15 protein-coding genes are annotated in these 15569 nt (G+C 71.6%); 9 read left to right on the top strand and 6 right to left on the bottom strand.

The window, feature by feature from the left end; all coding sequences use genetic code 11:
• Positions 1-66 precede the first annotated feature (66 nt).
• Both NAEX_RS18890 and ppk1 read left to right on the top strand, forming a co-directional pair.
• A complete protein-coding gene (locus tag NAEX_RS18890) occupies positions 67-543 on the top strand; it encodes a SixA phosphatase family protein (protein WP_096328880.1) in 477 nt (158 codons plus the stop codon).
• Positions 544-564: 21 nt separating this feature from the next.
• Entirely contained in the window at positions 565-2709 is a 2145-nt protein-coding gene (gene ppk1 / locus NAEX_RS18895) for a polyphosphate kinase 1 (RefSeq protein WP_096328881.1), read from the top strand.
• Between the two features lie 93 nt (positions 2710-2802).
• Here ppk1 and NAEX_RS18900 read toward each other — a convergent pair whose 3' ends face one another.
• Both NAEX_RS18900 and NAEX_RS18905 read right to left on the bottom strand, forming a co-directional pair.
• The gene (locus tag NAEX_RS18900; protein WP_096328882.1) at positions 2803-3162 is read right to left on the bottom strand and encodes a hypothetical protein; all 360 of its coding nucleotides are present in this window, start codon (positions 3160-3162) and stop codon (positions 2803-2805) included.
• Positions 3159-3632: a hypothetical protein gene (locus NAEX_RS18905; RefSeq protein ID WP_096328883.1), complete on the bottom strand. Its 474-nt coding sequence runs from the start codon at positions 3630-3632 to the stop codon at positions 3159-3161. The genes NAEX_RS18900 and NAEX_RS18905 overlap by 4 nt, the downstream gene beginning before the upstream one ends.
• Positions 3633-3744: 112 nt before the next feature.
• On the opposite strand from NAEX_RS18905, the gene NAEX_RS18910 reads away from it, so the two are divergent.
• Positions 3745-5826 (top strand): PEP-utilizing enzyme, encoded by a 2082-nt coding sequence (locus tag NAEX_RS18910; protein ID WP_143140480.1) that lies wholly within the window; start codon positions 3745-3747, stop codon positions 5824-5826.
• A gap of 62 nt (positions 5827-5888) precedes the next feature.
• On the opposite strand, the gene NAEX_RS18915 is transcribed toward NAEX_RS18910, so the two are convergent.
• Together NAEX_RS18915 and NAEX_RS18920 are read right to left on the bottom strand one after the other, a co-directional pair.
• Complete coding sequence (locus NAEX_RS18915) at positions 5889-6314, bottom strand: HU family DNA-binding protein (RefSeq protein ID WP_096328885.1); 426 nt, start codon at positions 6312-6314, stop codon at positions 5889-5891.
• 86 nt (positions 6315-6400) lie between these two features.
• Positions 6401-7009: a hypothetical protein gene (locus NAEX_RS18920; RefSeq protein ID WP_100792919.1), complete on the bottom strand. Its 609-nt coding sequence runs from the start codon at positions 7007-7009 to the stop codon at positions 6401-6403.
• A 91-nt stretch (positions 7010-7100) separates the two neighbouring features.
• Between NAEX_RS18920 and NAEX_RS18925 the strand changes: the two genes are divergently transcribed.
• The 5 genes from NAEX_RS18925 (at position 7101) to NAEX_RS18945 (ending at position 12687) form a co-directional block, all read left to right on the top strand.
• A complete protein-coding gene (locus tag NAEX_RS18925) occupies positions 7101-7727 on the top strand; it encodes an RNA polymerase sigma factor (RefSeq protein WP_096328887.1) in 627 nt (208 codons plus the stop codon).
• Positions 7724-9337 (top strand): FecR domain-containing protein, encoded by a 1614-nt coding sequence (locus NAEX_RS18930; RefSeq protein WP_096328888.1) that lies wholly within the window; start codon positions 7724-7726, stop codon positions 9335-9337. The genes NAEX_RS18925 and NAEX_RS18930 overlap by 4 nt, the downstream gene beginning before the upstream one ends.
• A 208-nt stretch (positions 9338-9545) precedes the next feature.
• On the top strand, positions 9546-9785 hold the full coding sequence (locus tag NAEX_RS50405; RefSeq protein WP_170135825.1) for an RNA-binding protein: 240 nt from the start codon (positions 9546-9548) through the stop codon (positions 9783-9785).
• A 46-nt stretch (positions 9786-9831) separates the two neighbouring features.
• A complete protein-coding gene (locus NAEX_RS18940) occupies positions 9832-10377 on the top strand; it encodes a GNAT family N-acetyltransferase (RefSeq protein ID WP_096328890.1) in 546 nt (181 codons plus the stop codon).
• 84 nt (positions 10378-10461) lie between these two features.
• The gene (locus tag NAEX_RS18945; protein ID WP_096328891.1) at positions 10462-12687 is read left to right on the top strand and encodes a DUF3160 domain-containing protein; all 2226 of its coding nucleotides are present in this window, start codon (positions 10462-10464) and stop codon (positions 12685-12687) included.
• A 378-nt stretch (positions 12688-13065) separates the two neighbouring features.
• Here the strand turns inward: NAEX_RS18945 and NAEX_RS18950 are convergent, their stop codons facing one another.
• Both NAEX_RS18950 and NAEX_RS18955 read right to left on the bottom strand, forming a co-directional pair.
• A complete protein-coding gene (locus NAEX_RS18950; protein WP_096328892.1) occupies positions 13066-13362 on the bottom strand; it encodes a gamma-butyrobetaine hydroxylase family protein in 297 nt (98 codons plus the stop codon).
• 7 nt (positions 13363-13369) lie between these two features.
• Complete coding sequence (locus NAEX_RS18955) at positions 13370-14374, bottom strand: hypothetical protein (RefSeq protein WP_143140479.1); 1005 nt, start codon at positions 14372-14374, stop codon at positions 13370-13372.
• A 184-nt stretch (positions 14375-14558) separates the two neighbouring features.
• Here NAEX_RS18955 and NAEX_RS18960 point away from each other — a divergent pair, with 184 nt between their 5' ends.
• The gene (locus NAEX_RS18960) at positions 14559-15482 is read left to right on the top strand and encodes a ribonuclease Z (RefSeq protein ID WP_096328894.1); all 924 of its coding nucleotides are present in this window, start codon (positions 14559-14561) and stop codon (positions 15480-15482) included.
• Positions 15483-15569: the final 87 nt, after the last annotated feature.

Below are 15569 nucleotides of genomic sequence, written 5' to 3' on the forward strand. Positions count from 1 at the left end.
CGGGAGTGTAACAGCGGCCCCAGCAGCCCAGCAAGCCGCGCCCGTTTGCGGCACACTTCCCCCGTCGTGCTCTTGTTTCTCGTCCGTCACGCCATCGCCGCCGAGGCGACGCCCGACCGCCCCGACGCCTCCCGCCCGCTCACGCCCGCGGGCGAGCGCAAGTTCGCCGCCGCGGTGAAGGGCGCGCGGCGGCTCGGCTGGCGCTTCGACCGCCTGTATCACAGCCCGCTCCTGCGCGCGGTCCAGACCGCGGAGCTGCTGCAGCCGCTCTTGCGGGGAGAGGCCTCGAGCCTGCCGGATCTCGCCCGTCCGCCCGACCTCGAGATGCTCGCGCACATCGAGGGCGAGCGCGTCGCGCTGGTCGGCCACGAGCCGCACCTCAGCGCGCTGCTCGCCTTCTTGACGGTCGGTGAGATCGCTCGCGGCGAGCGGTTTCCGCTCAAGAAGGGCGGGTTCGCCGTGCTCTCTGGACCGCTGCGTCCGGCGTCGATGGAGTTGCAGGCGCTGGTTCTGCCGAAAATGCTGCGAACGCTCGGCGCCTGATACTCTGCGGCCGCTGCGATCATGGCGCCCGTCGAGCTCACCCATCCGAGTCTCTACATCAACCGCGAGCTGAGCCAGCTCGAGTTCAACCGTCGCGTGCTCGAGCAGGCGATGGACCCGCGCGTGCCGCTGCTCGAGCGGCTGCGCTTCACCACCATCGTCAGCACCAACCTCGACGAGTTCTTCGAGATCCGCGTCGCCAGCATCAAGGAGCAGGTCGGCTTCGGCCTGCCGCAGGTCGGCCCCGACGGCCGCACCCCGCAGGACGCCCTGCGCGCGCTCAAGGAGGCGGCGCAGAAGCTCGTGCGCGAGCAGTACGTGTTCTTGCAGCAGCAACTGCTGCCCGCGCTCGCGGCCGAGGGCATCCGCCTGCTCAAGCTCTACACCTGGACCCCGGAGCAGAGCGCCTGGCTCGAGGACTACTTCGACCGCGAGGTCCTGCCGGTGCTCACGCCGATCGGCCTCGACCCGTCGCACCCGTTCCCGAACATCCAGAACAAGAACCTCAACCTGATCGTCGCGCTCGCCGGCAGCGACGCGTTCGGCCGCGACAGCGGCACCGCGGTGGTGCAGATCCCGCGCAGCCTGCCGCGCCTGGTGTTCCTCCCGCCGGCGGTCGCCGACTGCCCGCACGGCTACGCCCTGCTCGGCTCGATCGTCACCACCTTCGTCCACAAGCTGTTCCCCGGCATGCAGGTCCGCGGCTGCTACCAGTTCCGCGTCACCCGCGACAGCGAACTGTGGGTGCAGGAGGAGGACGTCGAGGACCTGCTCAACGCGCTCAAGGGCGAGCTGCGGACCCGCAACTTCGGCGACGCCGTGCGGCTCGAGGTCAGCGACACCTGCCCGCCGGAGATGGCGGAGTTCCTGCTCAGCAAGTTCGACCTCCAGCCCGACGACCTGTACCGCGTCGACGGCCCGGTCAACCTCCACCGGCTGGCCGCGATCTACGACGTCATCAAGCGGCCCGAGCTCAAGTACCCGCCGTTCATCCCCGGCCCGCGGCGCACGCCCGGCGCCGAGGTCGACCTGTTCGCCGAGCTGCGGCGCGGCAACATCCTGCTGCACCACCCGTACGAGAGCTTCTCGCTGGTGCTCGAGCTGGTGCGCCAGGCCGCGCGCGACCCCAAGGTGCTGGCGATCAAGCAGACCCTCTACCGCACCGGCGCCGACTCGCCGATGGCCGAGGCGCTGCTCGAGGCGGCCCGCGCCGGCAAGGAGGTCACGGCGGTGGTCGAGCTGCGGGCCCGCTTCGACGAGGCCGCCAACATCGACCTCGCCACCCGCCTGCAGCAGGCCGGCGTCACCGTGGTCTACGGCATCGTCGGCTACAAGACCCACGCCAAGGCGCTGTTCATCGTCCGCCGCGAGGACGGCCGCTACCGCCGCTACGTCCACCTCGGCACCGGCAACTACCACAGCGTCACCGCCCAGTTCTACACCGACTTCAGCTTCCTCACCTGTGACGACGCGATCGGCGAGGACGTGCACAACGTGTTCATGCAGCTGACCGGCCTCGGCAGCGTGCCGCGCATGAACAAGCTGCTGGTCTCGCCCTTCACGCTGATGGACCGGCTGATCGCGCTCATCGACCGCGAGGCCGACAACGCCCGCCAGGGCAAGCCGGCGCGGATCGTCGCCAAGCTCAACGCCCTCACCGAGGTCAAGGTCATCGAGGCCCTCTACCGCGCCTCGCAGGCCGGCGTGACCATCGACCTGATCGTCCGCGGCGTCTGCTGCCTGCGCCCCGGCGTGGCGGGCGTGTCCGACAACATCCGCGTGCGCTCGATCGTCGGCCGCTTCCTCGAGCACCATCGCATCTACCACTTCCACAACGCCGGCGAAGAGGTCACCTACTGCGCCAGCGCCGACTGGATGTCGCGCAACCTGCTGCGCCGCGTCGAGACCGCGTTCCCGATCGAGGACCCGGCCCTGCGCGCCCGCGTCGTCACCGAGGGCCTCACCACCTACCTCGCCGACAACACCCAGGCCTGGGAGCTGCAGTCCGACGGCAGCTACGTCCGCTGCTGCCCCAACCCCGCCACCGAAGAGGCCCGCCCGGCCCAGGAGACCCTGCTCCGCCTGCTCTCCGCCAACCAGGGCACCGCCCAGGCCCAGCGCCAGATCCTCGAGGACCTGCTCGTCCGCCAGGACATGCTCGAGTAATCTGTCCTGCGGGACATGCTTGATGGGGCAGGTAGCACTGCCTTTCCAGACATGTCTCTTAGAACCTGTCCCTTCGACGCTCCGCGCCCGCGCTCACTCCGCCAGCACGATGTCGCCGCGGTCGACCAGCACGTACGTCTCGACGACTTGCCCGCTGTCCTCGAGGTCAGGTTCGCTCGCCGCCTCCGGCGCCAGCCACAACCCCGCGTTGCCGCCGTAGACCAGCCAGGACACCCCCGCGCCGCTGTCCTCGACCGGGCAGGCCCAGGCCGGCGCGTCGGCGTCGAGGCTGCCGTCCGGCCGGCGCTGCAGGCCGCGCGCGCGCCGGGGCCCCGCCCCGTCGAGGTCGACCGTGAACACCCGCCGCGGCGGCTCCAGCCGGCGGAAGGTCAGCTGGACCGGCTCGGTGAACGTCGCGTCGTCGACCTCGACGGTCAGAAAAGCGGAGCTCATGCGCCGGGTATCGCACGGACCCGCCCGCACGTCACGAGCAGCCGCGGCGTGTCGATCGGCGCCCACTGTTCGACCGCGTAGCAGCCGCGCCCCAGCCACACCCCCGCGCGCGACTCCGAGGCCCGCCGCACCAGCTCGGCTCGCGCGGCCCACCGCGACGGTCGCCACAGCGGCACCACCGGCGGGTGCGCCAGCTCGACCACCGTGCCGCCGCCCTGCACCGCCTGCAGCGCATCCGCCGGCGGCTCCGTGCCCCCCAGCGCCATCACGACCACGAGGCCTTCGAGCCCGCTCGCCCCCGCCAGGTCGACCCATCCCAGCCGCTCGCGCAAGGCCGTCGTGGTGGTTCGCGCCGCCCGTCCCCCGCGCCCGCGGCCCGCGTCCGAACCTGTCCAAAGGGCCACCTTCTTGCCGCTCAGCGCGGCGAGCAACCACTCGGCGAGCCCCGGCCCGGGCAGCAGCAGGTCCATGACCTCCGCGGTGTACCACGCCGGGGCCGCCGAGCCGGCGCCATCGCCCTGCGCCCGCGCCGGCGACGCGACTTCGCGTCCAGTCCTCGCGCGCATCCGCTACAGTCTCGCCGTGCTCGTCCTCGGCGACCTGCCCGGGCCTGACGCCGCGCCCAAGCCGGCCGTCCTCTCGCGCCTGCTCCGCGCCGGCCTGCCGATCCCACCCGGCCTCGCCGTCGCTCCCGAAGCGCTCAGCGATCGCGCCGTGCGTCGCCGCCTCGAGGACCTCCTCGCCGGCGGCCCGGTGATCGTCCGCGCCGCGCTGGCCGGTGAGGACACCGCCGACGCCGCCGCCGCGGGCCTCGGCCTGTCCGTGCCCGATTGCCGCGACCTCGCCGACCTCGACCGGGCCGCGACCGCCATCGCCGAGGCCGCGGGCGACCCCTGGCTGCTGCGCTACGGCGGCGGCCCGCCCCGCTATCAGCTGCTCGTCCAGCGCCAGGTCGAGCGCCGCTGGCTCGCCGTCGCCGCCGCCGATCGCGGCGGCGCCCGCCTGCTCGAGCTCCACGACGCCGCCCGCGCCGACGCCCTCGCCGCCGGCGCCAGCCCCGGCTGGTCCGGCCCGCTCGCGCTCGCCGAGCCTGCCCTGGCCGCGCCGATCACCAGTATCTTCGACCATGTCGCATCGGTCATGTCCGAAGTGCCAGCCCTCGACCTCGAGCTCGTGGTCGACCCCACCGGCGCGGTGTGGCTGGTCCAGGCCCGCCCGCTCGCGCGCCCGCTCGTGCCCGGGTGGCCGGAGTTCTGCGCCGCCGTCGCCCCGGGCCGCGACCACCTCCCCGACCTGCCCGGCCTGTGGAAGCTGGACGGCGAGCACAACCCGGCGGTGCTCTCGCCAGCCCACGCCGGTGTCGTCACCTGGCTCATCGGACAGGGATCCGGCCTGCGTGTCCTCGGCGGCTGGCTGTACGAGCGCGCCTCGTCCTCCAGCCGGGGAGCCGGCGTCGACCCGCACCGCGCGCTCGCCGAGCTGCGCGGGCGCCATCTCCCGGCCGCGCGGCGGGCCCTCGCCGCGTTCGTCGACGACCTCGCCGGAGATCTCCGCCCGCTGCTCGCGCGCGCTCTCGAGCATCTGCGGGCCATCCTCGCCCTGCATGCCGAGGTCCGCGTCGACCTCCCGCGAGATCTCCCGGAGCCCGACCCGCGGGCCCTCCTGTCGCTGCACGACCGCGGCGACTACCTCGACGTCCTGCCTGCCGCCTGGGACATCGCCAGCCCGGCTCTGGCCGACCTGGTCGATCCGACATGTCTCGCCCGCGAGCCCGCGGGCCGCGAGGGTCAGCCCGACGGGGCGGCCGAGGATCTCCAGGGCGACCGCGAGCGCGCGAGCGACCCGACCGGCCAGCCTCAGGCGCCTCCCGCCCGCGAGCCCGAGCGCGACCCCGGCAGCGAGATCGATCCGGCCGAGCCCCGGGCCTCGCCTGCCCGCGAGCGCGAGCGCGACCCCGGCAGCGAGCTCGAGCCGGCCGAGCCCCGGGCATCGCCTGCCCGCGGGCCCGAGCGCGACCACGGCGCCGCGGTCGATCCGGCCGACCCGCAGCGCGCGGCCGTCCTCGTGCGCGAGCTCGACGACCACCTGTTCGCGCTCGGCCTGGCCCCGTTGCGGCGGATCTACCTCGCCGCCGGCGAGCGCCTCGGGCTCGGCGACGACATCTTCCTGCTCGCGCCCGACGAACTGAGCCTCGCGCTCGCCGGCCGGGACCTCCCCGATCTCGCCGCGCGTCGGCGCGAGCAGCAGCGGTTCGCCGAGCTGCGGCCGCCGCCGGCGCTGTTCGACGGCCGGCCCTTGCCGGTCTCGCCGCGGCGGCGGCTCGGCGGGATCGGCGTCGGTTCGCCGGCGCGCGGCCCCGTCGCTCGTCGGCGCGACCTCGCCGACTTGCTCGCGCGCCCGCCGGCCCCCGACGCCGTGGTCGTCCTGCCGGCGCTCACCGCCCAGGCGGCGGTCGCCCTGCGGGCGCTCGGCGTGCGCGCCGTCTGCTGCGAGTACGGCGGCGCCCTCAGCCACGCCGCGTTGATGGCCCGCGAGCTCGGTCTGTCGGCGCTGATCGGCTGCACCGGCTGCACCGAGCTGGCCGATGGCCTCGAGGTCGAGCTCGACACCCGCGTCGGTCGCCTCCGCGTGCGCTCGCCGGCGGATGTCCTTTCAAACAGGTGAGACCGGCGCTGCGGCCGGCCGTCGCCGACCGTCGGGCCCTCCGGGCGCCCCCGCAGCGCGGCCTAGATCTCGTCTTCCGAGAGGTGCTCCTCGCGGAGCTTCGGCGCCGGGCGCGGCTTCGCGGCCGCGGGCGCGGCGGCGGCCGGCTTGGGCGCGACGGCCTTGCGCTCCTGGACCTCGGCGTCCTCGTTGTCCTCGACGAGGGGCGCGGTCGACAGGTTGACGCGGGCGCGCAGCTCCTTGCCGACCTTGAAGAACGGCAGGCGCTTCGGCTTCACGTGGACCGACCCGCCGGTGCGCGGGTTTCGGCCCTCGTAGGACTTGTACTGCCTGACGGTGAAGCTGCCGAAGCCGCGGATCTCGATGCCCTCGCCGCGGACCATCGCTTCCGTCATGGCTCCGAAGATCGTCCCGACGACCAACTCGGCCTTGCCCTTGGTCAGCTTCGCAGCTTCGGACACGCGCTCGATGAGTTCGGATTTGGTCACGTCGCAGATCTCCCAGACCGCCGGGGGCGATGATGTTAGGCGGAAAAAACGAGGGATCTCAAGCAGTAAGACGGCCCCCGAGACTGCTAGGGCACTGGCGGCGGATCGCCTGCCCTGGCGTCCCACGGACCCTCACGTCCGAACAACTCCAGGTTGAGCGCCGACAGGCCCAGATTGGCCTGGGCGGCCAGCCAGGCGTATGCCATGCGCACCCGGGCTTGCGGACCGCCGACCCGGATCAGCAGCGCGGGATCCGCCGGCCAGCGATCGGCGGCCGGCGTGCCCTTGACGAACGCGAGCAGCCCTGCTGGGCCGCCCTTGCCGGCCGTCGCCCGCCGCCAGGCCAGCAGGTCGCTCAGCAGCGGGTGGAGGTCGGCCCACAGCACCACCGGAGCGGCCCCGGCCTCGCGCCAGCGCGCGCGCGGGCGTTCCGCGGCGTCCTGGCCCGCCGACGCCTGTTCATGACGGATTTGACAGCGAGCCGGACCGGCGAGTTGTGACTCGCGGAGGCAGCCCGGCCAGCGTTCGGCCGCGGCGCGGAGGGCCGCGTCCTGGGCCGGCCCGCTGGGCATGGCCTCGAGGGCGGCCAGCGCCGCGTACTTGGCGGCCATCGCCGTACACGTCGCCCGGTCCAGGGGCCGGTCCCAGTAGCGGGCCCGCCAGGACGAGAGCGCGCTCGTCGCCGGATCGATCACACCGCCAGTGTAACCCTGCTATGGTGAGGCCAAGCGCCCGGAAATTTCCCGCGGAAAGGTTGTCGGATCGGTGACACGCAACGCCCGCCCCATGGATCAGGCCCTGCCGATCGCCGATCTGTTCGCAACCGACGCGACCGCCGAAGCCGCCGCCCCTGACGAGGCGCGCGCCCCCGGGTACCTCACCACCGAGGAGCAGCTCGTCCTCGCCGGCGCGCGCGCCGGCAACCCGCGGGCCCTGCGACAGTTCTACGAGGCGCACCAGTCCCAGGTCCGCGGCCACCTCTATCGCCTGCTCGGGCCCGACTCGGAGATCGACGACATCGTCCAGACCGTGTTCGCGCGGGCCTTCGCCGCGCTCGGCACCTTCAAGGGCAACTCGGCGCTCAGCACGTGGCTGTACCGGATCACCACCAACACCACGCACAACTTGCTGCGCCAGCGGTTCCGTCGCAACCGCGTCAAGTCGGCCTTCCAGTGGTGGACCGACGGGCGGGACGCGCACCTGCAAACCGGTCGGGTCGACGTCCGCGGCGAGGCCGAGCGGCTGCTGCAGCGGCTCGCGCCCGACCTGCGCGAGGTCTTCGTCTTCTATCACTACGAGGGCCTCACCCTGCAGGAGATCTCCCAGATCCTCGACAAGCCGGTCTCGACGGTCGGCGACCGGCTCACGCGCGCGCGCAAGCGCCTCCACGACCTCGTCAACGGCGAAGCATGAACCCCGCGCTTCACGACGACTCTGCTCCGCGCTACGGCTGCCTCGAGTGCCGCGAGGACGCCGAGCTCGTCGTCTGCGATCGCCTGCACTCCGAGGCCCTCGCCCGCTACCACGCCCACCTGCGCGGCTGCGACGCCTGCCGTCGGGCCCATCAAGTGCTCGCCGCCCTCTACCGCGGCCCTGACCCGGCCAGCTCGGGGCCCGGCATGGTCGCCCGCGATCGCGAGTTCAGCGCCATCCTCCGCAAGGTCCGCGCCTCTGCACCTGTCCCTTGGTACGGGCAGAACCTCAGCCTCGCCGGCGTCGCCGCTCTGGCCGCCGTGCTCGCCTGGATGGTCGTCAGCCCGGCGCGCGGCCCTGCTTCGCCGCGCGACGTCGGCGACGGAGCGCCCGACCTGCTCGCCAGCGTGCCCTCGAATCCGCCCGCGCGGGCCGAGCCCGAGCGGGCCGCCGGCCTCGATCATCACGCCCAGGCCGACTACGGCCGCGTCGTGGCCGGCAACAGCTTCGTCGCCGAGGGCGAGCGTCCCGTCGCCACCGACACCTTCCCGGTCGGCACCCGCTTCGAGGTGTTCCCGGGCAGCAGCATGCAGATCGGCCTGGTCGGGAAGATCCTCGCCAACTTCGGCAGCGGCTCCGAGGTCCACTGGACGCGCGCCGACCCGGGCCTCGTCGAGCTCGACCTGCGCCGCGGCATGATCGCCGTCCGCTACGAGCGCCTGCCCGCCGACCCGATCCTCAAGATCCGCACGCCCTCCGCGATCGTCCGCGTCGTCGGCACCGTCTTCACCGTCGAGGTCGACGATCACGGCGACACCGCCGTCGCCGTCCTGCGCGGCGAGGTCGAGGTCCTCGACCCCAACACCGAGGAGCTGCTCGCCGAGGTCAGCGCCGGCTATCGCTTCGACGTCGCCCGCTCGACCTACGCCGACGTCGGTCGGCCCGAGGTCGGTCTCGCCATGCCGCTCAGCGACGGCGACGGCGACGGTCAATTCACCTTCGCCGACGGCACCATCCCGCCGAGCTGGGTCGTCCCCGGCCTGCCCGACGTCCCCAGCTTGCGGCGCCTCGAGCACATCGTCGTGCGCACCCCCGTCGCCGACGATCGGGCCCGCCTCGATCGCCCGCACGCCCCCGGGCCCAAGCGCGGCCGCCAGGTCCGCGGCGACGACGGCCAGGCGCTCATCGACAAGCTCGTGCGCGAGACCCGGGCCTCGCGCCGCGAGCAGCTCATGGCCTCGCTCGCCCACTGCCAGGGCCTCTACGAGTCGCCCGAGACCCGCTACCTCTCGGCTCGCTGCCTCACCCAATTCATGAGCGAGCACGGCGACGACGACATCGCCGAGGGCCACCTCCTGATCGGCATCTTGCGCATGGACTTCGCCAACGACTACCCGGCCGCCAAGCAGGCGTTCGAGAAGTTCTTGGCCCGCGCCCCCGACCACCCCGACGTCGAGCTCGCGCGCTATCGCTTGTGGCTCGCCAGCACCGAGAACGGCGACATCCACGAGGCGATCGAGCACGGCCGTGACTACTTGCGGCGTCACCCCGACGGCAAGTACGCCGGCAAGATCCTCCAGCGCTTCCCCCAGCTGGTCTCCGAGCTGTAGAAACCGTCCGCTGCCGCCCTCGGCCGCGCGACGTTTTGCGATCGTCAACGCCGTTCGCCATGAACGGATGAGCCGCGCCCAGACACTGACGTTCGGCGAGCTCGCCGCGCGGCCGGCTGACCGGCGCTTTCGGCTTCGCCGTGCTACACCGCGACGTGCGGCTCCAGGACCGCGGGACGACCTTCAGTTTATTGAAAAGGAGGCAACGATGCCGAAGCGCATCCGCGTAGAAAATATGACTGTCACCACCACGCCGGCGCAAGTGAAGGCCGGCTTCGACGGCTTCGGATCGATCGTCCGTTGTCAGCTCGAGCTCGACGAGACGGGCGCGTCCACCGGCGTCGCCCACGTCGAGTACACGAGCACGGAATCCGGCGCCGCCGCCATCGCCTCGATGAACAACACGCCGTTCAACGGCGCCACCATCAGCGTCATCGAAGACGCTTGAGCCGCGGCGCTTGTCGCCGCGAGCAAAAGCTGGCTAGCCTGCCCGCGTGCGCCTCGTCGACCTCACCTACGATCGCCCGGACCTGCTCGAGCAGGCGGCCGAGTTGCTCCACGCGCGCATGCCCGAGGGCTGGCCCGACGTGGACGCCGCGCGCGAGGAGGTCGACGCGGCCCTGGACCCGGCCCGGATCGCGCGGGCCGTCATCGCGGACGACACCCTCCTCGGCTGGGCCGCGGCCAACGAGCGGTACACGGATCACGTGTGGGAGATCCACCCGCTCGTGGTCCGGGTCGACCGCGAGCGGAGCGGCGTCGGCCGCACGCTGGTCCGCGACCTGGAGGATCGGGTGCGCGCCATGGGCATCCATACGATGTTCGTCGGCTCCGACGACGAGCTCGGGCTGACTTCGCTCGCCGGCGTCGACCTCTACCCCGACGTGATCGGCCACCTCGCGCGCCTGCAGAACCTGCGCGGCCACCCCATCGGCTTCTATCGACGGCTGGGCTATTCGGTGATCGGCGTCATGCCCGACGCCAACGGCTTCGGCCAGCACGACATCTACCTCGCGCGTCGCCTCGTCCCCCCAGTATGACCGGCGCGCCAGGGCACGGGCGTCATGGCGACACGCACCTGACAATTGGTTGACGGGCCCGCAAGTCCATCTACCCTCGGGGTCATGACTTTGCTTCGTCTGACCTCCTCCTTCATCGCCCTCGCGCTCGCCGTCACCGCCTGTCAGCCGGACGGCTCCGACGGCGGCAGCGGCCCGAGCCCGGCCCCCGAAGTCGAGCAGCCCGCGCCCGACCCGTGGATCGCCGAGAACTACGCGCCGGTGCAGGAGGAGGCCAAGAAGCTCAGCGTCGACCAGTTCCTCGAGCTCTACCCGCAGCCCGCCTACGTCGCCTCCGTCTCGTACGACGCGCTCAAGGCCGCCGGCCTCGACCTGATCCGCCCCTACGCCGGCCTCACCGAGGCGCACGACAAGCTGCTCGCCACCAACGGCTTCGTCGCCGTCGACGCCGCCGAGACCCAGACCTTCGCCACCACCTACCTCGACATCTACGACAACGACCTTCCGGTGCTCGTCACCGCCGACAGCATGCTCTACGCGCTGCACAAGTCGTTCGACTCGATGCTGATGTACTTCGAGCGCACCGTCCTCCGCCAGGAGATGGCGAGGATGCTCGAGACCAGCCACAAGGCCCTCGGCGAGCGCCTCGCCAAGCTGCCGCCCGACCTCGCCGCCGCCGCCGCCGACCTCGACGTCTACCTCACCGTCGCCCGCTCGCTGCTCACCGGCTTCGCCCAGCCCGTCGGCGACGACCCAGCCGTGCAGGACAAGGTCGACCGGATCCTCGCCGCCGCCACCTCGCTGCAGCCGGCGACCCTCGATCTGTTCGGCGTCGCCGTCGACTACGACTTCTCGCAGCTCGAGCCGCGCGGCCACTACGAGGGCGACACCGACCTCCAGACCTACTTCCAGGCCATGATCTGGCTCGGCCGCACCGACCTGCCGATGGTCGTCTACGACCAGGAGCAGAAGCCGCAGTTCAACCGCCGCGGCCTCGACGCCGCCTTCCTCCTGCACCATGTCCTTCAGGACAGCGGCGCCGAGGCCAACTGGAAGCGCATCGACAAGACCATCTCGCTGTTGATCGGCGAGCGCGACAGCATGAGCCCGGCCGACATGACCGCCTACATGGACGCGGTCAAGGCCCACACCCCCGAGGAGCTGGTCAAGCTGTCCGACGAGGTCGTCTACAAGGCGCTCATCGACGGCGACTACGGCATCCAGCGCATCATGTCGCAGATCATGTTCACCGACCCGAACGACCCGCAGCTGATGCTGCCGCGCGTGTTCCACCTGATGGGTCAGCGCTTCACGATCGACTCCTACGTCTTCAACAACGTCACCTACGACCGCGTGCAGGACCTGCGCACCGGCACCAAGGTCACGCGCATGCTGCCGAGCGAGCTCGACGTCCAGTTCGTGCTCGGCAACAACGCCGCCGCCCACCACCTCAAGCCCGAGCTCGACAAGTACGGCTACCAGGGCACCCTGCACGAGATGCGCTTCCTGGTCGACAGCCACCCGCAGGAGTTCTGGGACAACAGCTTCTACAACGGCTGGCTGGCGGCGATCCGGGCGCTGGGCGACCACAGCGAGTTCGACAACCTGCCCGAGTCGATGCGCACCGCCGCGTGGGCCGACAAGGGCCTCAACACCCAGACCGCCTCGTGGGCCGAGCTGCGCCACGACACCCTGCTGTACGTCAAGCAGTCGTACTCCGGCGGCAACGGTTGCGAGTACATCGACGCCTACGTCGAGCCGGTGCCCGCGCTCTACAATCGCCTGGCGCACCTCGGCGACCTCGGCCTCGAGCTCACCGGCGAGCTCGCCGGCGAGGGCTTCGAGGTCGGCAGCGCCCAGTCGTTCTTCACCCACCTGAAGGACGTGTCGACCACGCTCGAGAGCATCGCCCAGAAGGAGATCGACGGGCAGGCGCTCACCACCGCCGAGTACGACTTCCTCCGCGGCACGATCGAGATGGAGCTGGTCGGCTGCGGCGAGGTCCAGTACGACGGCTGGTACGGCAAGCTGTTCTTCGACCAAGCGAAGATCGCCGAGTTCGAGCCGACCATCGCCGACGTCCACACCGCCCCGACCGACGCCGACGGCAACCCCAAGGGCTGGGTCCTCCACGCCGCCACCGGCCGCCCGATGCTCATGGTCTTCACCCTCGAAGACTGCTCCGGCACCCGCGCCTACGTCGGCCCGGTCTCGAGCTTCCACAGCGTCCTCACCGAGAACTACGACCGCCAGACCGACTCCGCCTGGGCCGAGCAGCTCGCCGGCGACCCGCCGCCCCGGCCGTCGTGGACCGAGAGCTTCGTCCGCTAAATCTCGCTACACGTCGACCACGGCGACCGGCCCGGTCCGCCGTGGTCGCTGGGGTGGCTTTCAGGACATGCGCTTTCACGCATGTCCTGAAGAGCATGTTTCACAAACACTCGCCCGCAGCGGACACGGCGCCGGTCCTCCGGCCCAGGCGCTGCGCGCATGCTGACGCGACGGCCCGAGAGCGCTCCCGCCGCGACATCGACACCGAGCATCGTCGCTCCCGCTCGACACTCTCGGCCCCGGCAGGCACGCTCGAGCCATGAAGATCACGACGAGCACCAAAGCCGGCTACCAGGGCTCGGGCCAGTCCGGCGTCAATCCGCTGTAGCCCCGCGACCTCGCCAGCCCGCGCGGCGGGCGAGCGTCCGATCGCCGGCCTCAGCCCTGCTGTCCGTAAGCGGCGATCCAGCGCAGGTGCGGCCAGGAGTAGATGCCGTTGTCGTGCCCGTCGGAGAAGCGGATCCCGAGCGCGTAGGCGCCGACCTCGTGCAGCTCCGCGATCGTCACCCCGGCGGGCGGCTCGTGGAAGCGCAGCCCCGGCGAGTGGCCCTGGCAGGTCGCGCAAGGGCACCAGCCGCGCAGCAGCGCCGCGGACAGGCGCGACACCGAGCCGTCGTCCCAGGTGACCTCGAGGACAGCTTCCTTCACGTGGTGAGCGATGTCGACCGGGACCATCGGCGCCTCAGCGGAGCAAGCACAGCGGCTCGCCGTCGACTTCCTCGCAGTTCGGGCACACCGACACGTAATAGTAGGTCTGTCCGGCGTCCTCGATGCACAGCTCGACCTTCACGCCGTCGCCGGTGGGCTCGCCGCACTGGCTCTCCATGCCCATCGAGCACTCGCTCTTCGGGGTGTCGGCGCAGGCGCAGTACCACGCCTGCAGCGTGCCCACGCAGCCTGCGACCTGAGGGTTGGCGAAGCCGGTCTCGCCGCAGCTGTCCGCGCTGCAGAGGCTGTTGTTGACCACCCACTTGCCCATCTGGCAGTGGAGCACCTTGCCGAGGACCCCGGGCCCGGCGTCGCACACCGCCGAGTTCTCCAGCGGGCAGTCGTCGCCCTCCATCGGCCCGCCGCTCGTCCCCATCGTCGTGTCGGTGGTGTCCGTCGTCGACGTCGTGGTGGTCGTCGTCTCGTCGGTCGTGCTCGAGCTCGTGCTCGTCGTCTCCGTCGTGCTCGTGCTCGTCGTCTCCGTCGGGTCCGTCGTCGTCGTCGTCCCGGACTCGGTGCTCGTGCTCGACTCGCTCGTGCCCGGCCCGGCGGTCGTCGGGTCCATCGTCGTCGGCGTCGACGTCGTCCCGGGCGCGCCCTCGCACTCGTCCTTGCCCAGCGCCATGACCTCGCCGAGCGGCGGCACCGGCTCGTTGTAGATGGCTTGGACCATCTCGTCGCCGGCGATCCACGTCACCGTGATGTCGGCGCTGAGCGTGCCGGCGGGCGGCGTGAAGCCCACCGTGGCGAAGCCGTCGTCGAACACCCCCGGATCGGCGATCGGAAACGTCTTGCTCAGCGGCTCACCGATGGCACCGTCGGCGCCGTAGTTCTGGATCTGCAGCGACACGCTCGTCGGCGCGCCGCTGACCAGGTCGCACGGGAACAGCTGCAGCTCGACCTCGGTCGGCTTGGCACCGCACGCGCCGAGCATCCACACCGTGGAGCCGCCGACCAGCCTCAGGAGGCGAGAATGCACGGCGCGGATCCTACCACAAGCGCCGACCACGCGCGCGCGCATCTGAACATCGTATCAGCCCCACCCGGAGCCACCTGCCTGTTCGAACCTGTCCCAAGGGACCGGTTCGTACTGGAGGGAAGGCCCCGCTCGCCCGCCCGCTCGCCCCCCGGGCCGCGCCGCCTGATCTATGCTCCGCGCCCTTATGTCCGCCCGCGAATTGATCGCCCTCGGCACCGCCAGCCAGGTGCCCACGCGCTACCGCAACCACAATGGTTACCTGCTGCGCTGGGACGACCACGGCCTTTTGTTCGACCCCGGCGAGGGGACGCAGCGTCAGATGATCTATGCCGGGGTGACGACGGCCGCGATCACGCGGATCTGCGTGACCCACTTCCACGGCGACCACTGCCTCGGGCTGGCGGGGATCTCCCAGCGCATCTCGCTCGACCGGGTGCAGCACGAGATCGCCGTCCACTACCCCGCGTCGGGCCAGGTGTACTTCGACCGCCTGCGCCACGCCTCGATCTTCCACGACGTCGCCCACATCACCGCCCGGCCGATCCGCGGCCCCGGCACGATCTACGAGGACGCCGACCTCACCCTGTCGACGCTGCCGCTCGACCACGGCGTCGAGGCCTACGGCTATCGCCTCGAGGAGAAGGCCAAGCGGACCATGCTGCCCGACCGCCTCGCCGCCGCCGGCGTCCGCGGGCCGATGATCCGTCGCCTGATGACCGAGGGCTCGCTCGAGGTCGACGGCCGCACCGTCCACCTCGACGACGTCAGCCTGCCGAAGTCCGGCCAGGTGTTCGCGTTCGTCATGGACACCCGCATGTGCAAGAACGCGGTCGCGCTGGCCCGCGGCGCCGACATGCTGGTGTGCGAGTCGACCTATCTCCACTGCGACGCCGACCTCGCCCACGACCACGGCCACATGACCGCCGTCGAGGCCGCCACCATCGCCCGTGACGCCGGCGTCCGCCGTCTGGTCCTCACCCACTTCTCGCAGCGCTACACCGACACCGAGGCCTTCGTCGCCGAGGCCCGGGCGATCCACCCCGACGTGATCGCCGCCCGCGACTGCGACGTCATCCCCGTGCCGAAGCGCCTCGAAGTCGCGTCCTGAGGCCGCGCGCCGGCAAAAACACGTCTGCCTCTCCTGGCGCGGTGGCCGGAGCCTCTCGAGCCGTCCTCGTGCCCGACACGGATCCAC

Source organism: Nannocystis exedens (assembly GCF_002343915.1).
Classification (GTDB): Bacteria; Myxococcota_A; Polyangia; order Nannocystales; family Nannocystaceae; genus Nannocystis; species Nannocystis exedens.